This is a genomic window from Streptomyces sp. NPDC053432, from assembly GCF_055585365.1.
The window spans coordinates 48136-70401 of sequence record NZ_JBVJKF010000016.1 but is presented as its reverse complement, the minus strand read 5'-3'; the positions used below and the strand labels follow the sequence as shown (position 1 = coordinate 70401).

General features: G+C 71.5%; 19 protein-coding genes and 2 pseudogenes. 7 read left to right on the top strand and 14 right to left on the bottom strand.

What is annotated here, in order from left to right:
* Positions 1-408 precede the first annotated feature (408 nt).
* A complete protein-coding gene (locus ACZ6Y1_RS24845) occupies positions 409-1821 on the bottom strand; it encodes a DJ-1/PfpI family protein (RefSeq protein ID WP_469633766.1) in 1413 nt (470 codons plus the stop codon).
* 174 nt (positions 1822-1995) lie between these two features.
* Positions 1996-2976, bottom strand: a complete 981-nt coding sequence (locus ACZ6Y1_RS24840) for a GlxA family transcriptional regulator (RefSeq protein ID WP_469633763.1) — start codon at positions 2974-2976, stop codon at positions 1996-1998.
* A gap of 980 nt (positions 2977-3956) precedes the next feature.
* On the opposite strand from ACZ6Y1_RS24840, the gene ACZ6Y1_RS24835 reads away from it, so the two are divergent.
* Positions 3957-4088 (top strand): hypothetical protein, encoded by a 132-nt coding sequence (locus tag ACZ6Y1_RS24835; protein WP_469633760.1) that lies wholly within the window; start codon positions 3957-3959, stop codon positions 4086-4088.
* Between the two features lie 59 nt (positions 4089-4147).
* Complete coding sequence (locus ACZ6Y1_RS24830) at positions 4148-4471, top strand: hypothetical protein (protein ID WP_469633756.1); 324 nt, start codon at positions 4148-4150, stop codon at positions 4469-4471.
* Position 4472: 1 nt separating this feature from the next.
* Here ACZ6Y1_RS24830 and ACZ6Y1_RS24825 read toward each other — a convergent pair.
* Together ACZ6Y1_RS24825 and ACZ6Y1_RS24820 are read right to left on the bottom strand one after the other, a co-directional pair.
* A pseudogene (locus tag ACZ6Y1_RS24825) lies at positions 4473-5595 on the bottom strand (IS630 family transposase).
* A 334-nt stretch (positions 5596-5929) separates the two neighbouring features.
* Complete coding sequence (locus tag ACZ6Y1_RS24820; protein ID WP_469633753.1) at positions 5930-6403, bottom strand: SgcJ/EcaC family oxidoreductase; 474 nt, start codon at positions 6401-6403, stop codon at positions 5930-5932.
* Positions 6404-7187: 784 nt separating this feature from the next.
* Here ACZ6Y1_RS24820 and ACZ6Y1_RS24815 point away from each other — a divergent pair.
* Both ACZ6Y1_RS24815 and ACZ6Y1_RS24810 read left to right on the top strand, forming a co-directional pair.
* Positions 7188-7649, top strand: a complete 462-nt coding sequence (locus ACZ6Y1_RS24815; protein WP_469633749.1) for a MarR family winged helix-turn-helix transcriptional regulator — start codon at positions 7188-7190, stop codon at positions 7647-7649.
* Between the two features lie 428 nt (positions 7650-8077).
* The gene (locus ACZ6Y1_RS24810; RefSeq protein ID WP_469633745.1) at positions 8078-9427 is read left to right on the top strand and encodes a cytochrome P450; all 1350 of its coding nucleotides are present in this window, start codon (positions 8078-8080) and stop codon (positions 9425-9427) included.
* Here the strand turns inward: ACZ6Y1_RS24810 and ACZ6Y1_RS24805 are convergent.
* Positions 9418-9768 (bottom strand): polyprenyl synthetase family protein, encoded by a 351-nt coding sequence (locus tag ACZ6Y1_RS24805; RefSeq protein ID WP_469633742.1) that lies wholly within the window; start codon positions 9766-9768, stop codon positions 9418-9420. The genes ACZ6Y1_RS24810 and ACZ6Y1_RS24805 overlap by 10 nt on opposite strands.
* A 178-nt stretch (positions 9769-9946) precedes the next feature.
* On the opposite strand from ACZ6Y1_RS24805, the gene ACZ6Y1_RS24800 reads away from it, so the two are divergent.
* Complete coding sequence (locus ACZ6Y1_RS24800) at positions 9947-10516, top strand: SMI1/KNR4 family protein (protein WP_469634061.1); 570 nt, start codon at positions 9947-9949, stop codon at positions 10514-10516.
* A gap of 139 nt (positions 10517-10655) precedes the next feature.
* Here ACZ6Y1_RS24800 and ACZ6Y1_RS24795 read toward each other — a convergent pair.
* The 8 genes and pseudogenes from ACZ6Y1_RS24795 to ACZ6Y1_RS24760 all read right to left on the bottom strand — a co-directional run.
* Positions 10656-10878 (bottom strand): annotated as a pseudogene (locus ACZ6Y1_RS24795) (transposase family protein); the annotation flags it as partial.
* A gap of 215 nt (positions 10879-11093) precedes the next feature.
* Positions 11094-12161 carry a Rieske 2Fe-2S domain-containing protein gene (locus ACZ6Y1_RS24790; RefSeq protein ID WP_469633739.1) on the bottom strand — a complete coding sequence of 356 codons (1068 nt, stop codon included), beginning with the start codon at positions 12159-12161 and terminating at the stop codon, positions 11094-11096.
* A 173-nt stretch (positions 12162-12334) separates the two neighbouring features.
* A complete protein-coding gene (locus tag ACZ6Y1_RS24785) occupies positions 12335-13111 on the bottom strand; it encodes a hypothetical protein (RefSeq protein ID WP_469633735.1) in 777 nt (258 codons plus the stop codon).
* A 157-nt stretch (positions 13112-13268) separates the two neighbouring features.
* A complete protein-coding gene (locus ACZ6Y1_RS24780; RefSeq protein WP_469633732.1) occupies positions 13269-14372 on the bottom strand; it encodes a terpene synthase family protein in 1104 nt (367 codons plus the stop codon).
* A gap of 175 nt (positions 14373-14547) precedes the next feature.
* Complete coding sequence (locus ACZ6Y1_RS24775; RefSeq protein ID WP_469633729.1) at positions 14548-15621, bottom strand: polyprenyl synthetase family protein; 1074 nt, start codon at positions 15619-15621, stop codon at positions 14548-14550.
* A 789-nt stretch (positions 15622-16410) separates the two neighbouring features.
* Complete coding sequence (locus tag ACZ6Y1_RS24770) at positions 16411-16965, bottom strand: GNAT family N-acetyltransferase (protein ID WP_469633726.1); 555 nt, start codon at positions 16963-16965, stop codon at positions 16411-16413.
* Positions 16966-17156: 191 nt separating this feature from the next.
* Positions 17157-17498, bottom strand: a complete 342-nt coding sequence (locus tag ACZ6Y1_RS24765; protein ID WP_469633723.1) for a hypothetical protein — start codon at positions 17496-17498, stop codon at positions 17157-17159.
* A gap of 732 nt (positions 17499-18230) precedes the next feature.
* Entirely contained in the window at positions 18231-18818 is a 588-nt protein-coding gene (locus ACZ6Y1_RS24760) for a histidine phosphatase family protein (protein ID WP_469633720.1), read from the bottom strand.
* Between the two features lie 124 nt (positions 18819-18942).
* Between ACZ6Y1_RS24760 and ACZ6Y1_RS24755 the strand changes: the two genes are divergently transcribed.
* Complete coding sequence (locus ACZ6Y1_RS24755) at positions 18943-19452, top strand: AAA family ATPase (protein ID WP_469633718.1); 510 nt, start codon at positions 18943-18945, stop codon at positions 19450-19452.
* A 181-nt stretch (positions 19453-19633) separates the two neighbouring features.
* Here ACZ6Y1_RS24755 and ACZ6Y1_RS24750 read toward each other — a convergent pair whose 3' ends face one another.
* A complete protein-coding gene (locus ACZ6Y1_RS24750) occupies positions 19634-20611 on the bottom strand; it encodes a DUF5937 family protein (RefSeq protein WP_469633715.1) in 978 nt (325 codons plus the stop codon).
* A gap of 62 nt (positions 20612-20673) precedes the next feature.
* Here ACZ6Y1_RS24750 and ACZ6Y1_RS24745 point away from each other — a divergent pair, with 62 nt between their 5' ends.
* Positions 20674-21954 (top strand): MFS transporter, encoded by a 1281-nt coding sequence (locus ACZ6Y1_RS24745; RefSeq protein ID WP_469633712.1) that lies wholly within the window; start codon positions 20674-20676, stop codon positions 21952-21954.
* Positions 21955-22266: the final 312 nt, after the last annotated feature.

Genomic DNA, 22266 nt, shown 5'->3' with positions numbered 1-22266 from the left:
AACCGGGGGACGCAGCCCGAACGAGTGGCGCGGACTGCTCTTCCTCTGCGGCGATCTGATGGGCCTTCTTCATGTGCGCCGTCGTGCCGACCGTCTTCACCTGCCGGAACGGCACCTACGAACCACTGAAGCTCTGACCGGTCAAACCGCGGAACGCCAAAGGCGCAAAAGAACAAGCCGACCGTCGCGGCCGCCTACCTCGACCGCATCGGGCTGTCGGCGGCCGATCAGCCGGTCCTTCGCACACGCCGGGGTCCGTGCCGGCCGCCGACTTCAAGACACGGGCGGGCCCCCGAACGCCCGCCGACCCCGCAACCGCCCGGCGGGGTGCGCCTCCCGACGAGAATGGGAACCACGTCCATGTCCCGCAGCGCCTCTGCGCGCCGGCGTGCTCACGGCGTCCGGGGACTACGCCGCCGGACGCCGTGGGAGGCGCCGCCGTCGCATCACCCGGCGTGTCGCCGTCGGTGCCAGCCCCACTCCCACGCTCAGGACGACCGTCGCCGCGGCCAGCAGGGTGGACCGCCAGGGCCAGGGCGCGCCCGTCAGTTCCAGATGGGCCGAGGGGTACTCGGAGAACTTGGCGGTGGCCAGCGCCGTACGGCGGTCGCTGTGCTCCGCGAGGTCCCGCAGGACGGGATCGAAGCCGAACTCCCCGGACCGCCGTTCCCCGTCGGGCAGTTCGGTGGTGAGCCCGTTGCGGCGGGCCCAGCCGCTCAGTGCGGTGCCGAGGCCGGCGGCATCCCTGACGCCGGGTACCACGAAGCGCTCCGCGCCGTGGGCGTCCCCCGTCGCCGGCCGGGTGACGAGGACCAGGCCGTGGCGGGTGGTGACGGTGTCGCCGGCGCCGATCACCACCGTCCGCGTGGCGAAGGAGACTCCGCCGTACCCTTCGACGGCCGCGGCCGCGTTGATCTCCTCGACCCCGTCGACCAGACCGATGGCCGTGGTGGGCCGCAGCCACGGAAACGCGGCGTTGAGGGCGTACGGCAGGTCGCCGAGGGCGAGGTGGTTGGCCGGTATCGCGGTCGGTCCGTCCGGAGTCCATCCCGGGTAGGACAGCCCGGTGCCGATACGGGTCGCTTCCGTCTCGCCGGCCAGTTCCCCGACCACCCGCAGGGCGCCAACAGTGCCGGAGGTGACGCCCGCGGTGGTGGTCACCCGCCCGTCCTCGACGTAGCGCTGCCCGCGCTTCCAGTTGACCTTCGGATAACTGCTCTCCAGAGAGCCGATGTTGGACCAGAACGACGTGGCGTCGCGGCCGTCGAGCAGACCGGCGGCGGCCAGCAGCTCGGAACCCGCGCACACCCCGAGGATCCGGGCGCCCTTGCGGTGGCGTTCGACGATCCACCGGCGCAGCCCCTCCTCGCCCGCGCCGGTGGGGTCGGTCACCGCGGGCACGACCACCACGTCGGGTTCCGGCAGGGTGCCGTCCGCCACCTCGGCCAGCGTGTGGTCGGGCAGCAGATGGGCGCCGCCGGACAGCGGGCTGACACGGCGTTCGGCGGCCACCGTGTAGACGAACATCTCCCGCGACTCGGCGAACACCTGGTAGGGCGCGAGTACGTCGGTGGCCACCGAGCCCGCGTTGCCGACCGCGACCGCCACCGTGATCCGGCCGGGCGGCACCGGCCGGGCGGCCGGCCACGCCCCGGCATCGGATCCGCGGGGGGCGGCGGCGAAACTGTCGGCCATCGACGCGCTCACCCCCGCGAAGGCGATCCCCGCGAAGGACGCCGCGGACAGCGCCGTGGCCAGCAGTACCCAGCCGATCCGGCGCAGGGCCCGGCGCACCTTGCGCGCTTCGGAACCAGAACCCACTTCGGAACTCACTTCGGACAACACATACCTCGACAATCCGGGCACCGATCGGCAGCGTGGTGCCGTCGGCCCTGGTGGAAACGACTTCGTGGAATCGGGGGAACCCGTGGAAACGCGAAGCGGAAGCGCACGGGGGGTGGAGGGGCGCCGGCCCTCCCGCGGGGGCCGGGTCCGTCAGGCGGTCGGCCGCGCCGGTGCGCGCAGCCGCGAGGGAGGGGCTCCGAAGGCGTCGGCGACCACCCGGCGCAGCTGTCGCGCGTCGCGGAAGCCGCAGCGGGCCGCGACCGCCTCCACCGTCAGATCGGTACCCGACAGCAGGGAGCGGGCCCGCTCCAGCCGCAGTTGCCGCTGGTAGGCGAACGGGGTGATGCCGGTGACCACGGTGAAGGCCCGCGTCAGACCACGCGGGGACAGCCCGGCGACGCCGGCGAGTTCCCGCAGGGTGAAGGCGGCGTCCAGGTGCTGGGCCAAGTGGTCCTGCACCCGGTGCACCGCGGGATGGACGTGGTCGCGGTGCCGCAGGAACGGACTGATCTGCGTCGCGTCCCCGTCCCGCCGCAGGTACAGCACCAGTTCGCGGGCGACCCGCGCGGCCAGTTCCGGGCCGCGGTCCCGCTCGACCAGGGACAGCGCGAGATCGATCCCCGACGAGATCCCCGCACTGGTGCTGATCCGCCCGTCGTGCACGTAGAGCGCGGCCTCGCGCACCCGGGCCCGCGGGTACCGCTCGCGCATCGCCGAGGTGAGCGACCAGTGGGTCGTGCACAACCTGCCGTCCAGCAGTCCCGCTTCCCCCAGGACGGCGGCACCGGTGCACACCGACGCCACCCGGGCACCCGCGTCGTAGGCCTCGCGGACCCAGCGCACCACGGCGGGCTCGACCAGCCGGTCGGATCCGGTCAGCCGGGGCCCCGGTACGAGCACCAGATCGCCGGCCGTCGGCCGGGTCGTCGGCAGCGGTGCCAGACCGGCCAGCTGCAGGCCCTGGGCGGACCGCAGGCCGTCTGTCTCGCCGACGTACTCCAGCCGGTAGCCGCCGCCGAAATGTGCCGCGGCGTCGAACACCTGCACAGGACCACCGAGGTCCAGCAGGTTCACCTTGGGCAGCACCAGGACCAGGACCCGCCCGGTGCACCCGTTCGTCTCGTCGTTCACCCCGTCACTGTAGGCCGGCCCGGGCCGCCCGCACGAGGTCTCCCGGGGGCTGGTACCGGACGGATTCGGCACTCGAAAGCACCGGGGCGACGGCCCGTCGGGGTCGGTGTTGACGGCGAAGGCGCGGCGTTCGGGTCCGCCGGACCACCCACGACCGGCGGACCCGAAGGCCACCGGCGCCATCACCGCGCCGCCCCAAGGCGCCCCTGTCCACACGTCTGGTCACCCCTTTTTGCGGGCCACGGCCGCGTGCCGGTGAGCCCTCGCGGCGGTGGAGTCGACCGACACCGTCCACTTCACGGTGCCCACCGCGCCGTTGCGGACCTGGACCTCGCACAGGGGTGCGGCCCCGGTGCCGGCCTGCTCCCACTGGGCGTAGCGCCGGCAACGAAGTCCTCGTCGTCACGGTTGAGCAGGCGGGAACGGCTCCCCCGCTCACTGAGCGCTGAGGCATGCGAGCCCCCCGATCTCGTTGAAGCGATGGATCACGTCGCGGACGGAGCCCTCGCCCGCCTGGACCAGCCGCGCGCTCACCTGGACCGTGCCATCGCTGCGGAGGGCACGTTGGTCGGCGGTGGAGATAGTCGCTGAGGTGGCGGCGGGCCGCGGCCTCACTGGTGCCGAGCGCGGTCGCCACGTGCTCGATCGGCACCGCCGCCATCCGCTGGGACCGCATAGCCGCAAGCGCAGCCGCCGAATCCGGAGGCCCGGCCGCACGGGTACGGGGCCGCGCGCGCGGCGATCGCGCTCGGGTGCGAGGGGGCTTCCCTCGGGTTGCCGGCGTCCTCGCCAACCGTGCGGTGCGTGGCGGCGTTGACGGAAGGCTTCTGCGGTGAGGCTGTGGCCTACCTGGCCGAATGAGCAGTGCGGCTGCGCTACCGCTGCGAGGTCGGGTCCACGGCGCGAAGAGGGGCAGTGCGTGGACTGGTTACGGCCGGCGTGGGTTCTTGAAGGTGCCCGGGGAATCTACGGCGTTGTCCGTGCTGGGGGCCAGCATCGCGCGGGCCACGGAGATCGACCCGCACTACCGCACGGGCACCGTCGAGGACGTGGACCACATCGTCATCCTCATACAGGAGAACCGCTCCTTCGACCACTACCCAGTGCCCTGACCGCATACGTTCACCGGGTTTGGAACCCGGCCTCGATTCGGCATGAGTACCCTCGGCTGGTGGAAGATCGTGAGCAGCATGTGAGGTATCAGCAGGACCGGACCGTGCTGGCGGCCGTCGGGGCTCATCTCGATCCCCGGATCAGTCGGATCAGCGTGCGGTTGCCTCGGGCCGTGGCTGAGTCCGCGGTCGCTGCCTGGGATCGCGAGGAACTGGGGAGGGTCGGAGAGGAGAGCCGCGAAGAGTACGAACTTCGTGACGATGCTGCCGAGCTGGCCTTCATCGGCCATGCGATCACCTCGCGCGGCGTGTGGGACGGAGAGGAAGTCGTCGTCGACCTGGACGTCGCTCAGATCGCGGCGGCCTTGCGGGCCGCGCGGTAGGTCAGGCTGCAGAGGCGAGAGGTCGTCCGCCCCAGCGGATGCCCCTCTCGCTGCGGATGCGGGCGCGCTCACGGCGTTGGGCTGCGAGGACGTCGGGGTGTCGTGCGTTGTTGCGCCAGCGCAGGTAGGCGTGCAGGGCCGGGTCTGCACGGTGTGGTCACGATGGTTCGAGTTGGCGACCGTGAACTGCCGCAGCGGCCCGAAGTGGGCCTCGATCGGGTTCGCCCGGGACGCGTAGGTCGGGGTGAAGCAGAGCTCGACGCGTTGCTTGTTCGCCCAGCGGCGGATCTTCTCTCCCTTGTGAGCGACGGACAGGTTGTCCAGGATCACGTAGATGGGTGCGCCGTCGGGTCGGGCGGCGCGGATCGACTTCAGTGCGGTCAGGGTGTTCGCGGCGCCCTTCTTGCGGCGGTTGACACCCCAGAGGGTGTCGTCGCCTACCGAGTAGCAGCCGTGGAAGTACCGTATCCCGTGGGTGCGGTGGTAGGTCGCTGGGTGCCGTTCGGGGTGGCCGGCAGCGGCTCAGCCCGTGCCGGCTGTGGGTCGGATGCCGAGTGGCCCGAACTCGTCGAAGGCGAAGACCCGGTCCGGGAAGCGATCCAGGACCTCCTCGATACGGTCCAGCTTCGCGTCGCGGTCGGGGTCCGGGGACTCCTTCCAGTTCTTGGTGCGTTGGAAGGTGATGCCGCGGCGGGCGAGCAGGCAGCGTAAGGCCTCGCGGCCGATGCGGATGCCCCGGCCGTGAACGCGGCACAGGTGGGCGGCGAGCTTGCGGATCGACCAGCGGGTGAAGGGCTGGCCGCGCTTGGCCGGTCGAGTGGTGGCCGTCTGGACGACGAAGTCCTCGCCGTCAGGACTGAGCAGGCGGGGACGGCCTCCCGCCCACCGAGGGTCCAAGCAGGCCAAGCCGATCTCATTGAACTCGTGGATTACGTCGCGGACGTGTCCTCATCGGCCTGGACCAGATGGGCGATCACCGGGACGCGGTTCCCGCCGGCCGAGGCCAGCAGCATCATCGCGCGCCGGTAGCGCACCGAACTGGTGCTGCCCCGGCGCACGATCTGCTGCAGCCGCCGGCCTTCCTCGTCGGTCGGTCTGCGCACTCTGACGGGCTCAGCCGCCACGCCTCCAGCGGTCGGATCGGACGTCACCGCATATCCAACCGCCCCGACCACCAACCCGGCGAACCAACCCGGTCAGTGCACTAGGCACTAGGCACTATGCGAGGGGTGCGCAGCTTCGGCGACCCCCGGCCGCTCGTTCTGCCCAGCGGAAGGAGGGTGTGACATCAGCAGGGGGAGTCGCCCGTCGTGCTGCCGTACCGGCCGGAACCGGTGGCGGGGCAGCCCGCCCCGGTGACCAGCACGGTGGGGCGTTCGTCGGCGGGCAGGGCGTTCATGTTTTCGGGTCCCTTGCGTGCCGGGTGGCGCGAGGGGTGGGTCTGTCGGGTGTCAGGTGTCAGCGCGGACTGGGGCGGGTGGCGGGCTGGGCTCGGAAGGAGAGTGCCTCCAGGAGACGCTTGTGTCGGGTCTTCTGCACGGCGGCGATGCGCCACTGGCCGTCGCTGTCGCGGACGAGGGTGTAGGTGGCGAGTTTGCCGGGTCGGCCGGGCTTGGCGCCGCGCTTGCGGACGTCGCCGCGCGTCACCACCACTGCGGTGTCGGGGCCGTAGAAGCGCAAGTCCGTCACGTCGAGGTCGAGTCGGGTGGCCTTGAGGAAGCTGTCGAACAGGGCTTGGTGGGCGCGGCCGATCTCCGCGGCGCCGCGGTAGAGGGTGCCCGCGTAGGTGAGGTCGGTGGCGTCGGGGGTGAAGCAGGCTCCGTAGGCGGCGCCGTCGCCTACGGACCAGGCGGCGACGCTGCGCCGGAGAAGGGCGTGGATGGCGGCGGTGTCCTCGGGGCGGTTGGGCGGGGTGGGCCGGCTGGTCGTCATGTCGCGTCTTTGTCCTTCGTGCGAGGTGGGAGAGGGACGGTCACTTCGAGGAGATGCGCTCCAGGACGCTCCGGCGTTCGGTGTTGTGGAAGGCGGCAATGCGCCATGCGCCAGTGGGCGTCGTTCGCGCGGACCAGTGGGTAGGTCTGGGTTTTGGTCAGCTCGTCGGCGGTGGGTTCGGTGCCGTCATAGGTGTGGTCGCGACTGCACCACGGCTGCGTCGGGGCCGTGGAAACGCAGGTGCCCTTGACGAAGCCGTCGGACAAGGCACGGTGGGCGTCGGCGATGTCGCGGCCGCCCCTGGTAGTGGATGCCCACGCGGGTGGGCGTAGGTGGCGTCGGGTGAACTGGTCCGCGTAGGCGGTGCGTCGCCCCGGCCCCAGGCATCGGCGAGGGCGGCCGGAGTGGCGCAGATATTGCTTTGGTCCTTGGCGTCTGCCGTGCCGGCGGGGGTGGCGGTCACGGTGGCGGGCACCTGCGTCCAGTCGGCGTGACCGGTGGCATGGGTGGACATCGGAGGTTGCGTCGAGCGGCCGGCGGCGGCGCGGAGGGCCGCGAAGCCGAGGGTCCGCTTGAGCATGCAGCGCCAGGCCCGGTGACCCGTTCCCGGGGTCGGGGCTCGGGCGGCTGTGCGGCCTGGATCGCTGCCGCGTGGTCGGTCTGGGCGGCGTCGGTGCTCACGGGTCTCCCATGGTAACTTCACAGGAGAAGATACTTCTTGCGCAATGGAACTTCTCCAAAGAAGTATCTTCTCCGGAGAAGAGATTAGGGAGTGGGGGAGTTCATGTCAACGCATGCCATGCCGCCCGGGGCCGGCGAGGCCTACCGCCGGTACGTCAGTGCCGTCATGCTCCACGGGCATGCCAGCGCCCGGGCGTGCGCGCTGGGCGCCACCGACCTCTACGCGCTGAACGTGCTGGACCTGGCCGGGCCGATGACCCCCGGAGAACTCGGCGCGCGAACCGGTCTGACGACCGGTCCCACCACGCGGCTGATCGACCGGCTGGAGGCGGCCGGATACGTGCGCCGTGCCCCCTCTCCCGGAGACCGCCGGAAGGTGATCGTCGAACCCGTCGGACAGCCGGCCGGCCTCGACGAGGTCATGGCGCCCGCACGGCAGCAGATCGGCGAGCTCCTCAGCGGCTACACACCCCAGCAGCTGGAAGTCCTGTTCGACTACTTCACCCGCGCCACCGACGCCTACCGCACCGCGGCCGAACAGCTCCGCGACTCCACCAGCGACTGACTCCGCAACGCACCGCAGGACATGTGGCGAAAGCGGACTTTGCACCGGGTGTCGGAGGTCATGCAGGGAGCACGACTGGGCCGCCCCGGATCGCGGCCAGCGGTCGGGGGCGCGCCGACTCCAGCGTCGCGTGCAGGCCGCCGACCCCGGCCGCGGCTGCTCCGCCGTCCTCGCATCGCCCAACAGACCGGCCAGCGGCCTCGTTGCCCGGTACGGTCAGCCGGGGCATCAACGCCCCCTCCCCCGCCCCGCGAGCGGGCCAGAGCCGGTTGCCGGTTGCCGGTTGCCGGTTGCCGGCGACGCGGATCTCCCCGACTCATGGATCATCGGCTTGCTTTCGTGCCATCCTCGTCGTGCGATCACACGTGCCGGGACGGCACGAGACCAACCTGACCGTTGCCCCTTCGACGTCCTGAGGGTGGGAGCCCATGTCGTCCGCCTCCTTACTGCCGCAGCTGCCCAGGGCGCCCGGTGCGTGGCCGGTCCTCGGCCACGCACCGACCCTGGTCCGGGATCCGGCCCGCTGGCTGGCGGCGTGCCGGGCCGCCGGCGACGTCGTGCGGGTGGATATCGGCCCCAGGCGGCTCCACCTGGTGTGTGCGCCGCAGCTGGTCGGCGAGGTCCTGGTCGGGCGGGCCGAGAGCTTCGACAAGGGTGGTCCCCTGTTCGAGAGGGCTCGCCAGTACGCCGGGAACGGCCTGGTCACCGCGCTGCACGCCGATCAGCGGCGGCAGCGCCGACTGATGCAACCGGCGTTCTCCACCGCGCAGATCACCGCCTACGGCGAGGCGATACAGGAGGAGAGCAGCGCGCTGGCCGCCCGCTGGCGGCCGGGGCAGGAGATCCCCGTCCTGGACGCCATGCACGGCCTGGCCGGGGGTGTTCTCGGGCGCGTCCTGTTCCCCGCAGCCGGCCTGCCCGACGGCCGGCGGCTCGCCGCGCAGACGAAGGCCCTCGTGGACGGGACGGCGGTCCGCTCGGTGTTCCCGTTCGTGGACCGGCTGCCCCTGCCCGGCAACCGGCGCTTCGACGAGGCTTGCCGGCAGATACGCGCGCTGGCCGGACGGACCATCGAGGCCTCGCGTTCCTCCGGCACGGACCGCAGCCGCCTGATGACCGCGCTGCTGGGCACGGACGCCGACGGGGACGTCTTCAGCGACGCCGAGCTCCGGGACCAGGTCGTCACCCTGCTCCTCGCGGGCGGCGAGACCACGGCCACGACCCTGGCATGGGTCTTCCACCTGCTGGCACGTCACCCGGAGGTGGAACGCCGCCTGGTGCAGGAGCTGGAGACCGTCCTGGAGGGACGCCCCGCCCGGCAGGAGGACTTCCGGCACCTGCCGGTGACCCGCAACGTCCTCCTCGAGACCATGCGGCTCTACCCCGTCGTGTGGATCCTGTCCCGGGTGGCTGCCGAGGACGTGGAGCTGGGCGGTCACCGGTTCGCCGCCGGGACGGACTTCCTCTTCAGCGCCTACCAGCTCCACCACGACCCGGCCGTCTTCCCCCGCCCGAACGCCTTTGACCCGGACCGCTGGAACGCCCCGCCCACGCCGGCCGCGCGCCAGGCCTACCTCCCCTTCCTCACCGGCCGCCGCCGGTGCATCGGCGACAACTTCGCCCTCGCCGAGATGACCACCGCTCTGTCCGTCATCGTCCCCCGCTGGAAACTGCGCCCGGCGCCCGGTCGCGCTCCCGCGCGCCCCCGCTTCAGTGCGCTGCTCACACCCCGGGACCTGGTCATGGTCGCCACTCCCCGCCGAAGCGCTCACGGGTAGGGGAGTTCGGCTGACCCCAACTGGAACGCCTCACCCAGCGGCAGGGCGAACGGGGACAGCCCACGGGTGACCGACGGGTCATGCGCCGCCAGGACCGCGCCCAGGTGCAGCGGCCGCTCCACGGTGTAGGTCGCGGTCTTGTAGTGGGCCACCGTCAGCGCCCGCTCCGGACTCGGCGGCTCCGGTGACCGGGCGCGCAACAGGTCCGGATGGTGCCCGTACACGACCTCGGTACGCATCTCGTCGAGTACGTGCAGCGCCGAAGCCGGCTGCCCGGCCGTCAGGCCGCAGTCGTGCGGGAGCTGCTGCGACCAGCACAGCGTCAGATTGCGGGCGGTCACTTCACTGAGGGGCCGACCCTGCGCTTCGGGGCGGAAGATGAGCGTGGGAAGGGATGGAACGCACGCTCGAAGTACTATGCCGGCAAGGTTCTCCGGCCGGTACTTCTCGACCTCCGCGGTGGCGTAGTCGGACGGAGACATGCCTGGAGAGAGGCCAGAGGGCAGAGGGCAGAAGATGATGAGTGTGGCTGCGAGTTGGTCGCGTGTGATGGGTCTTCTTTCGGAGCACGCGCCGGCCGATCACGCGGATCTGCCGGGGCCCGCTACGGAACAGATGCTCGCGGCAGCCGAAGAGCGGATGGGGATCTCCCTGCACGGGGACCTGCGGATGTGGCTGTTGCAGAACAATCTGGATCTGTCGGAGGAAGATTTCGACGACGACGTGATGTGCTGCGGCTTCGACGGGTTCCCCGACGAGGGAAGCTTCTTTCTGGGTATCCGGGCAATGGAGAGGCTTTACGCGAACCGCTCCACGTCCTGCGGATTCGACCCTCTGGACCAGCCGGACTACCCGTTCTGGCGTAACGAGTGGATCCCGTTCCTGTCGGACCAGGACGGCTGGAGGGGAAAGTTCATCGATGTGCGGGACGGGCGTGTCGGCAGCTGGTTCGTGGGTGAGACGTCGGTCACGGGCGAGTACGAGTCGATGGCCCGGTATTTCGACTCGGTCGCGGAGACGCTGACGAGGATCGCCGATGGAAGCTCGCCGGTCTGTCGGTTCACCGAAGGTCGACTTGTCTGGTCTTGAGACGGTCCTCACTGGATGACAACCAGTGCCGACCCGCCCTCACCGTGGAACGGCAATGAGCCTCGGCAGCGTTGACGTTCCAGGGTGCGGATGGCTGCGGTGAGGACGGGCATTCGGTTGGGGCTGCAGCAGCCCCGGCACGGTGGGCGCGGGCCGCGGTCAGGTCGTGAGTGCCGGCCGGGGAGCGCGGGCGAGATCCCCAGCAGCTTGCCGGTGGGATCGGCCACGACCTGCACGTTCACGCCGTGACGGCGGTGCTTCTGGGAGAAGGCGGCCCGGCTGTCGCCGACGCGGTCGCACTCGGCAAGCGTCCCGTCGAGCAGGACGTGATCAGGATCCGTCTCGCGCAGGACCTGTAGTAGGCAGCGCGAACCGGCGCAGGCCCCCGGCCGCCTCAGCGAGCAGCGGCCCCGGCGCGACTTCCGCACGGCAGGGGCGGGCGCGCTCGAAGGCCGGGACCTACGGTTCCAGTTCGAGGGTGAGGCCGAAATGTGACCCCCTGCCCTGGTGGTGGGGGTCGGCGCCGGGGCCGGTGCCACCTCGGTGGTCTCGCTGTCAGTCGTCTCAGCGGATGTGGTCAGGGCTTGGTTGTGTGCGGCTGTTCCGGATAGAACTGTCGGCACCATTTGCGGTAGGAGCCGATCGGGCCGTCACCCTTCGCGATGAGTGGGGGGCTGGTGTACTCCTTGTGGCTCCATATGGGGAAGTCCAGGGCGAGATCCCGCAGCACTGCGCGGGTGTTGATGGATGAGATCGCGCTGCCCACTACGTCGAGCATGCCCTGGGGGATGTTCCTGCTCCAGCCTCCGGGGGTCCTGCGCAGTCGGGTGACGAGACCGACCGTCAGGTGCACGCGCCAGGGTTCGACCGGTCGCGGGAAGACGAGCATCACAATTTCCAGGTTGGCGGCGGGTACCTGGACGTGAACGCGCCAGATTCCCAGGCCGTACAGGCCGAGTTCGGTCTCGCTGCTCACGACGCCGAAGGGCGGGAATTGCCGTGAGACGCGTAGCCCGATGGAATAGTGGTGGCCTTCTTCCTTGGGCGGGTGCAGGATTTCGGTGTCCTGCCAGCCGTGCAGGCCGCGCAAGTGGCCGGTGTCCACGCCGTTCTCGCCGATCTCCTGCGGATGGCCGTCGAGGTCGAAGACCGTGAACCGGGGAGGGGCCATCCCGGCCGGCAGGAGTTGCGGGACCTCCCAGGTGGGGGTGCCCATCGCGTCCGTGCCGGAGCCCCACACGAAGACCGCCCCGTCGCTCTCCCGAACCGGGTACTGCCCCAGTCGCCCCCGCACCGGGGCTCCGGTGTAGCCGGGGCCGGGGCGGGCGAGGCTGCCATCGGGTGCGAAGGCAAAGCGGTGGAAGGGACAGACGATGTCCTCGCCCTCCAGGGTGCTGTTGCAGCCGAGGTGAGCGCCCAAGTGCGGGCAGTGCGGGGTGATGGCCCGCAGCAGACCGCTTCGGGTGCGGTAGAGCACGACGTCCTTGCCCATGAGGCGGCGCGTGATGATCCCACCCGGCGCCAGGTCGCTGGAGGCGGCCATCATGTGCCAGCCCTGCGGGTAGGGCAGGGGCGCGCCCTGGACCTGGTAGGGGCGTTCCTGGCGGCCGGTCTCCTTCAGTACCCATTTCTTCCACTCGGGCATGGCTTGCTCCTTCGCGCTCCGGCGGGCGCCGTGCGCGGCGCCTCATCCGCCTGATGGGTCTTGCGGGGTGGTGGGGCGGGTGCGGCCGGTACGGACCGGCGCTTGCCGCCGAAGGGCCGTCCCGGAACTCCTCGCCGGCGGGACAAGGTGGTGGGAGGGCCGCTGGGGTCCGGTCAGGGGCTGGCCCTTTTGCCGTGGGCCGGGGTGGTGAGGTAGCGGCGGGCGATGGTGATGCCCTCGTCGACGGCGCTCGACATGCCGGCGACCCGGTAGATCGTGTCCGGTCCGCCGAGCAGGACCTGCGTCCGGGAGGGGGTGGGGGTGCGGGCAAGCATGGTGGTGTCATGGCGGGCGGTCAGACGCCTCAGGAGCCGTACCAGGGTGACGGCGACCGGGTCGTGGAAGTCCGCCCAGATCAGGGCCGGCTGTCCCTGTCGGCGGAAGTCCCGGAACTGCTCCAGCGCCAGCCCGGCGGCCGTGATCAGGTCGCTGGGTGCGACATGGCCGTGGTAGCAGTCCACGTGCAGGCCCCGGCCCTGGCCCTCGGGGTCGAGGCGGGCGAGCGCGGTGTTGCACGCGGGGATGAACCTTCGGCAGAGCCGCCGGTCGAGATCGGTGTTGTAGAGGGGGCGTTTGATGTCCTCGTCCGGCATCCCGTCGGCGTCCCTGCGCTCCAGCACCTTGAGCAGGGCCAGGTTCGGCTGGGCCGGGTCGAAGACCTGCAGCACTGCCCACATCGTGTATCCGGGCCTGCGGTGGGCCGGGCCGATCCGAGCCTCCAGACTGAACACCTCCGTCCCCGGGCGGCCGGTCAGCGCCTCATACCCTCCCTCCGGCACCCGGTAGTGCTCCAGACGGGCATCGAGCGCTGACAGCTCTCGTGCGGCGGCAGTCAGTGCCGCCTGGACGCGGGTCGCGGTTTCGGCCGGCCACCCGTGGGCCACGGACATGGGACACCGCCTGTCGTGAAGTTCCGAAGCGATTAGGGAGAGGGGTACGGCTCGTCCGGGTGGGCACAGCGCGCGCACCGGCGTCCGGTTCACTGGACACCCCCCGTCCACCGCCACCGGCACCGGCACCGGCACCGGCGGTGTCGGTTGTACGCGGTCATGCGGTTGCGGTGCGCAGGTGGTGGACGTCGCCGGCACGCGAGACGGGCGGCGTGTCCGTGAAGGGCTGGCCGATGGCGTAGCGCAGGGTGTGGTTGCTCCAGTGGTTGACGCCGCCGGTGAACTTGCGCAGGCCGTCGGCGTAGCGGTGGACCTGCTCGCGTACGGGGCCGGGCAGATCACTGTCGTCGACGAGGTCGCCGGCACGCTCCAGGTCATCGGCGGCGGCCGCGGCCATGTCGGCGATCTCGTACACGGTGGCCTGGACCGACAGGCCCAGCTCGCGGGAGAGCAGGCGTACACAGGTGCCCTCCCTCCGGCCGGCGAGGTACTCCTTGGTGAAGGAGCCGGCGTCGTTGTAGAGGAGGGCGTAGTCGGAGCAGGCGTTTTCCAGCCGGACGACGAGAGGGTGCTCGTAGACGGCTGCGGGCAGGTCGACGCGGGAGATCCAGGCGATCAGCGCGAAGTACACCGGCATCGCCGCGGAAGCCCGCCGGTTGGCGATGTAGTGGGCGAGCGAGGTGAAGTCGGCGTGGCCTTCGCGGGCCTGCACCTCCCGGCGTGATGAGGCCCCGTACAGACGCATCGCCGTCAGGAACCGTGCGGCATGGGCCTCGTGCAGGCCGTGCGCGCGCATGCGCGCGAAGAAGTCGTCGAAGGGGGCCAGCTCGACCGTGCCGAGCAACTCCAGCACGTCGCAGGCCTGCAGGCTCGTCTCGGGGACGGTCTTGCGGTCCATGACATCGTCCAGCCACACCGCCCAGTGATGGAAGTCCATCAGCGCCCGTATCTGCCCGGGAAGCGCGTCGGGGTAGACCCAGGAGACGAACCCGCCGACGTCCTCGGCGAGCAGGCGGTCGTACTCGGCCCCCTCCATGGGCACCGTCTCGCGTAGCCAGCGGGCGCCGGCCTCGAGGGCGGCGGTGTGGAAGTAGTTGCGCTGCACGGGAAACGGCCGCGGGCGGCGCGCCAGGTCGTGGCGCGGGGAGACCAGGTCAGCCAGGACAGTGCCGTCCCAGAGCCGGACCGTCCCGGCGCGGGTGCGGTAGTCATCGACCGCGCGGACGAGGGCCGGCTCGCGCGGTGAGGTCGCGAATGTCATGGGGGCTGTCTCCCTGGCGGGTGAGAGAGGGACGATGGCGAAAGGGGGGCGGCTGCCGGTGAACCGGGGGGGGCGGCTGGCGGGTGAGAGGGGGCTGTCCCACCTCCGCGCCCGCCCCGCCTGCCGGCCGGCCCGGGCTTGGTTGCGGGGCGGGCCGGCGGGGCAGGTGCGCTGGTCAGGTGGTTCTGTTGGTCAGGGCCCCGGCGAGGTCTGCGAGGGCGGTCCGTACGGGCGTCGGCAGCAGGACGTGGTCCAGTGCCCGGAGCGCATCGCAGGAACGTTTCTGCACCGTCTCCTGAACCGCAGCTCGGGCGCCGGTGGCCTCCAGCACCTCCCGGACGAGGGCGGCGCCCTCCTCGCCGAGGCCCGCGTCCCCCAGATATCGGTCGAGGACGCCACGCTGCACGGGATCGGCGCGCTGGTAGGCGAGAGCGGCCAGGAGGGTGTGCTTGCCCTCGCGCAGATCGTCCGCGTTCGGCTTACCGGTCTCCTCGGGGTGGCCGTAGACGCCCAGCAGGTCGTCGCGGAGCTGGAACGCCTCCCCCGCCGCCCGACCGTACTCGGCCAGCGCCCCGGTCACGGCCGGGCCCGCGCCGGCGAGTTCGGCCCCGAGCAAGAGGGGGTGGACGAAGGTGTAGCCGGCCGTCTTGCAGCGGATGACCTTCCACGGAATGTCCGTTCCCGGACCGGGACGGCCGGTGGAGAGCAGGTCCAGGTACTGCCCGTACATCACCTCCGTGCGCATGGCATCCGTGCGCGCGAGAGCCCCCGCCAGCTGGAACGGGGTGAGGCAGGCGGTGTGGAGGAGCTCGGCGGACCACGCCAAGGCGACGTCCCCGACCAGCAGGGCGCCCGCCGATCCGAGCCGGTCGGCCGCCACTTCGGTGCGGCCGGCCCGGTGGCGGGCGGCCAGGAGGTGATGGAGCGTGGGCCGGCCGCGGCGGGTCGCGGAGTGGTCCATCAGATCGTCGTGGACCAGGGCGAAGGCATGGAACAGCTCCAGCGACGCCGCGACCCGCACCGCCGCTGTGTCGAGGCCGGATCTGCCGGCGGCCTGCCAGCCCAGCAGACACAGCACGGGCCGCACCCGCTTACCGCCCGCCCTCAGAAAATCCGCCAGGAGACGAGGCACTTCCGCCGGCAGGCCCTCCCCCACGGCGGCCCGCGCCTTGCCCTGCAGAAACCGCTCCAGAACGGCGTCCACGGCCCGGCACATCGAATCGGTGTCCGGCCCGGACAAGGCAGGCACGGCTGGTATCCCCGACACGCTCGTCATTCCGCTCCCAAGTCCGACGCCGGGCCGGCCTCTGCTCCGCTCCGGCGGCGGAACCCTGCCCGCCCCACCCGCCGTGGGAACCGGTGGTGCAGGGCCGGGCGAAGCGTCTGGGGCACACCCGGCGCACAACCGTTCACAGCACACACGCTTCGCGCCCCCCTCACGCTCCCCTCAACCTCAATACGCCCCCACGCGCCCCTTGTGCTCGTGACAGGGCGTCGGTGCCTGTGGCGGCCCCCGCCAAAGAATCGCTGGCCAGACGGCTGCCGCAGCCCGCCCACGCCTCGCGGAGGTGATCCTCATGCGTAGCAGCATCTGAGGAGGTTGGTAGCGCCAACAGCTCGACGCCCCTCATGAGCACCATGTGACTACCGGCCGGTGAAAGAGGCCCCGCGAGGAGCAGTCGTCCGGACAACGAGGCGGATGCGATGGTCACCCGGTCGGCTGCGCCGCCACCGGCTGGCCATGGCCCGCGGTGCGCCGAGCACGTCGGCGACCGTCACGGTCAGGGTGGGGAGATTGACGGGACCAGGCCACAGAACCTCGCAGACGACCCACCAGGGCCCGCGACCGGTGCGGTCAGCGTCCCGTTGCAGACATGGATCCACCGCCCTTGAATCGCACACGGCCATCTCCACATCTCGGCCCCCGACCCCCCGGCCACCGCGGCTCCGACCAGCCCGATGGCCGCCTCCGAAGCAGCGGAGGATCTCTCTGGCGTAGTGCCTCTCCGGGAAGCGCAGAACCCGGGAGCGGCTCCGGTTATGACTGCTGAGCCTCGTGCTGCTGAGCCCAGGTGTCGCGCGTGATCGCGTACTCCACGTCGCCGTGCTCAGCACCCTCGATGTATTCCGGCCACTCCTCGAAGAACGTGCGGATCAAGGACAACCCCGCCTTTTCCATGACGCGCCGGGAGGCGGTGTTGACCGTCATCGTGGTGGCTACGATCAGGTCCACTTCCAGCTCGGCGAACGCGTGGTGCACCAGTGCCCGCGCGCCCTCGGCGGCATAGCCCAGGCCCCAGACGGAGGGCAGCATGCGGTAGCCCAGCTCCGTTCCGCCGTTCAGGCCGACGCTGGTCGCGGGCCGCAGTGAGAGCCACCCGAGGAACTTCCCGGACGACTTCTCCGCCGCGACGAAGCAGCCCTGCCCGCTCGGGAGCTCGTCGTACTCGCGCAGGATGTGCGGGAGCTGCTGCTGCACGACGACTGGCCGGGGCACCGGACGGCCGTTGTCGATGTGCCGCATGACGTCGGGGTGACCGTGCAAGGCGGCCAAGTCGTCGGCGTCTGCCTCGGTGAAGCGGCGAAGCGTCATGCGGCCGGTTTGCAAGTAGGTGTCCACGAGGGCGATTCGAGCAGGGCGCCCGACGTGCGGCAACTGCTTTCCCCCGCGCTGTTCCGACTACAGTCCGGGGGTGGAGGCCGGAACCCCGTGCGTGCCCGAACACCCGCGAAGACGCCCCCTGGTCGGGCGCACCGCACGGACGGTGCGCGATCGCGCCGGGCTCACCTGCCGAACATGAAGAAACGGGCGGGGACGAATATCTCGTGGCCCGTGGTGAATCGGACGCGGACTCCGTCCTGCGTCCATGTCGTGGACTCGATGCCCTTCTCCGCCACGGTGGTGTCGACGTCCAGCCAGTGTCCGTAGGCGGCACCGGTGTACCGGCCGGCCACGAGCCGGTAGGTGTCCCGCCCGGACGGGGTGTGCCGGTGGACCAGTTCCAGGTAGTGCTGTGCCTCGTCGGCGTAGACCACCGAGGAGGGCGCGGCGCTGCGGTACGTCACCTCGGTCCGGGGCCACCACACCACGGTCAGGAACACGGCGGTGAGCACAACACCCGCCACGACGCCCAACAGGACCAGGACGACCCCGGCCGGCCGGCGGTTCCGACCCCTGCGCTCGTCGGTGAACGTGTCGATGATGCCCTCCAGGCGGTCGTCGCTCCGCGAAGGAGGACGCGCATCCGGCCCGACCGGTTGTGCCGACCCACGGGTCGTTCCCGTCCCGCAGACCGTCGCGCCCGTACTCACCGGGGTCCTGGGTGTCCCGCTCGGACTCGCACGTGGCACCGAGCCCGCCGCCACGAGCGGGACGCCGACCGACTTCTCCACGAGGGCCTGGGCAGCGTGCCGCAGGGCGTTTCCACGAGACGGGCGCCTCGTCGCCGCCGCCGCTGCCGCTGCCGCTGGCGGTGAACACGAGCAATGCGCCCATGCCAAGGCGCCCACCCGACGCCCGGTCAAGGCGCCACGCGTTTTGAAACGGGCGTCCGGGCAGACGGTGTTCCGGAGGTTCAGTAGCCATGGTCCGCCCTGCTTCTGGTCCTGCTCTAGGGCGGATTCGTGCCGTCCCCGATCCGGGCCCGTTGCCTGTGTCAGGTCGGCCAAGGCAGTCGACAGGGACGTGACAGCGTCGTATCAGCGCAGCACGTCAGCGCCGGCAAGCCGGGGCGTCCGGTGCGACGGCCCACCGCAGGATCGCCGAATGGACGAAGGCCCGGGACTGGGCCGAGCTCCCCCGCCCGGTCCTTCCCATGGCCTGGCTCGCCGGCTGCCGCGGAGGCGGGCAGGCTTGCGCTACGGAACGTTCCAGCCGGAGATGAAGGGCTGCCCGTCCTCCGTGGCCAGGAAGCCGAGAGTGCCTGGATGAGGGTGGCCGAGTAGTCGGCTCGCAGACGGGTCGAGGCCGAGCCAGCGTACGGTGAGCACGCGGGCCAGGTGACCGTGCGCGACGACGGCGACATCGCCGTCGCTCAGCAGCGGACGTACACGGTCCAACACCGCGTCCGTCCGCGCGGCCACCTGTGCGAGCCGCTCACCGGGATGGTCGGCGTCGCCGGGTACGACGCCGTCGCGCCACAGGTCCCAGCCCGGCCTCGACGCGCGGATCTGCTCGGCGGTCAGGCCCTCGTAGCCGCCGTAGTCCCACTCCAACAGGTCGGGATCGGGCCTGACGCCAGTCAGGCCGGCCAACTCGGCCGTCTTCATGGCGCGGCTCAGCGGGCTGCTGAACACGGCGACGAGACGGCGGCGGGCCAGCCTCGGAGCAAGAGCCCTGGCCGCAGCCTCGCCCGCGTCAGTCAGCGGAATATCGGTCCGTCCGGCGTGCCGGCCCGACACGCTCCACTCGGTCTGGCCGTGCCTGATCACTATCAGCTCACCCATACGCGCGCACGCTATCTGATCTTGTGGCGCGCCGAGGGGGCTACGTCGTCTTCACCACTGTCGCCGGCCCCTCACCCTCTGCTGTGGGCTCACTGAATGAGATGGACCTCTTAGGGTGGGTGGAATGAAGATCATCCTGGTGAGCGGCCCTTCGGGGTCGGGGAAGACGACCGTCGCGCGCATCCTGGCCGAGAGCAAGCTCTCTCCCAGCGTGCATCTGCACACGGACGACTTCTACGCGGCTATCAAGCAAGGAGCGCTGGCGCCGTACCAGCCTGCGGCGCACGAGCAGAACCGGACGGTCACGGGTGTGATCGCCCGGGCTGCCGCCGGCTACGCCGCAGGGGGCTACCACACCGTGGTCGACGGGGTGGTGGGGCCGTGGTTCGTGAAGGAGTACGAGGAAGCCGCGAAGGCCGCTGGTGTCGGACTGGTCTACGTGGTGCTGCGGCCCGACCGGGACATCACGCTCGCCCGCGGGACGTCCCGCTCCCAGCACCCGCTCACCGACCGGCAGATCCTCAACGACATCTACGACGGCTTCGCCGACCTCGGCCCCTACGAGAAGAACGTCCTGGACTCGTCGGCACTCACCCCGGAGGCGACCGCGGAAGCCGTGCTCAGGCTTCAGTGACCGGCGTGCCCCCAGTCGAGGGCATCGTCGTGCAAACGCCTGAGCCAGAGGAACGGCCCAGGCGCCCGGGGGTGGGAGAGGGTGCGGCGCCGGGACACCACCGAGGCGGTCGGACGATGGGGAAGCAACTCCGGCATGCCCCACCCACGAGCACCCCGGATGTGGCGGCTGTTGGTGTGAGTCAGCGGTAGAGGGCTTCGCCGCGGGTGGTTCTGGCGTACAGCACGGTGCGGCCGGCGCGGTGGGGGGCGATCAGCCCGGCGCGGGTGAGGCGGTGGAGGTGGGCGGAGACGCCGCCGGGGACCAGGCCGGTGCGGTGGGCGAGTTCCAGGGTGGTGGCCGGACTCTCCAGGAGGTCCAGGAGCCTGGCGCGGGTGGCGCCGAGGGCCGCGGCCAGGTCGGTGGCGGTGTCGGCGGCCTCCCACAGCGTGCCGACGCCGCGGACGGGATAGCGGATCACCGGCGTCCACGGCTCGATGGTCTTCACGTACAGGTCCGGCCAGGCGAAGGCCGAGGGCACCAGCACCAGGCCGCGCCCCTCCAGCCGCCGGTCGGCCTGGTCCGGGACGCCGTGGCGCAGCGTGATGCGCAGGGTGCCGGCGCTGTGGTCGTAGGCGAGGTCGGAGTGGATGTCGGCGAGCATGGCCGCGGGTCCGCGCTCGGTGAGGGTGCGGGCGCGGTGGTGGATGTCGGATTCCAGGAGGGCGCGGATGCGGGGCCAGTGCGGGGCCAAGGTGCGCTGCCAGTAGCGGTGCAGGTGATCGGTGAGAGCGTCCAGTTCGCGTCGGGGTGCGCGCAGGAGCGGGTGGAGGATCATGGGGAGCCGGTCGCCGTAGACGGCGGTCAGGTCGTGCCTCAGGGTCTCGACCGGGGTGGCGCGGACGTGGGCGAGCTCGTCGTCCAGGTCGGTCAGGGGTGAGGTGGGGGTGGGGGCGAGGAAGCCGGGGAGCCGCCCCGGGGTCGCGACGGCCAGTTCGCGGGCCACCGGCTCGCTCAGCAGTGGATCACCTCGGTGGGCGGACAGCCATGGCATGTGGACGGCGCGGCCGGCGGGCCGGGCGAGCGCCCTGACCGACGCCAGCAGTTCCCAGGCCGGGGACAGGGCCCAGCGCAGTCGGCTGAGGTCGGCGGTCTCCAGGGACAGGGTGAGAGTCGGCACGAGGATTCACCCTAGTGTGAATCCGTTGAGCGGGCGTGGGCCGGTCCCCGAGGCTTCCTGCCATGACCGACATGATCGACAAGCCCTCCGCCGCGCCGGCCCCCTCGAACAGCCGCCCGCCCGCTGTCTCGGGGCGGGACCGAGCCCGGTACCTGACCGCCTCCGGGGTCGCCCTGTGGGGCGCCCAGATCGGCCAGGTGGCCGTCCCGTTGACGGCGGTGACGGCGCTGCACGCGGGCGCCTCGGCAACCGCGCTGCTGCGCACCGCAATGACGCTGCCGTTCGTGCTGCTGGGTCTGCCGGTGGGCGCGTGGCTGGACCGGGTGCCACGGCGGCCCGTGATGGTCGCGGCCGACCTGGTGCGCGCGTCGGCGCTGGCGACCGTCCCGGTCGCCTACTGGTGCCACGCACTGACCATGGTCCACCTGCTGGCCGTCGTGACGGTGCAGGGGACGGCGACCGTCTTCTTCGACCTGGCCACCCAGAGCCTGGTCAAGGACCTCGCCCCCGGCGCGCTGCTCGCCCCCACCAACGCCCGCCTGGCCACTCTCACCCAGACAGCGGTGATCGCCGCACCCCCGCTGGCCGGCTGGACCGCCGGACTGCTGAGCCCGCCCACCGTGCTTCTGGCCATGGCCGTCGGCTACTTGTGGTCCGCGGCCTGGCTGTCCGCTCTCGTTCTGCGCGAGCACCCGACCGCCTCGGCCACGGCCCCGCGTCGGCCACTGGGACGGGAGATCACCGAGGGCCTGGCCTTCGTCGCCCGCCGACCGGTCCTGCGCGCCGTACTGCTGTCGGGATCCCTGGTCAACATCGGCATTGCCGGGGTGACGACCCTGCTGCCCGTCCTGACCCTGACCGAACTGGGCTGGAGCGAAGGTGAACTGGGCCTGTTCCTGGGCGCCGGCGGCATCGGCGGACTGACCGGCGCGCTGAGCGCGGTCCGGCTGGCCCGCCGGCTCGGCGCGGGCCGCGCCGCCGTGCTGGTCGGCATCGCCGTGGCTCCCCTCGCGCTGACCCTCCCCCTGCTCGGCCACCCTGTCCCCGCGCCGCTCGCCGCCCTGGCCTGGGCACTGATCATGCTCAAGATCGGCTTCGACTCCGTGCTGATGATGACCTTCCGTCAGCAGGCCACCCCGAACCACCTCCTGGCCCGGGTCAACGGCACCATGCGCGTCTTCTTCACCGGCGCCGTCGCACTCGGCGCCACGACCGCAGGCACCCTCGCCGCCCTCACCGACACCCGCACCGCCCTCACCGTCGCAGCGGCCGCCCTGGCCTGCGCCTGGCTTCCCACCGCCCTCTCCCCGCTGCGCCGCATCACCACACTCGGCGTGCGATAGCGCGGCGCGGCCGCCCCTCACGACCTCGCCGACCGACGGCGGAGAGAGCCGCGGGCGCCGGCCATGACCCGGAACCGCCCACGGCACGACGTCCTGAACCCCGTCGAGCACCGCCGAGTCCTGCTCGGCCTTGCCAAGGACGTCGCCGCCCGCCTGCGCGACGGGCCAAGGGCCGCGGGCGGATTGGCGCGCGGGCGGATTGGCGCTGTCATCCGGGCGACCCCGCCCTCGCCTCGTCCGTACCCGGGTACGCGCCCGCGGGGCGCACAGTCCTTGGTTCCCGAAGGCCGGGGACGGCTTTCCACTTCGCAG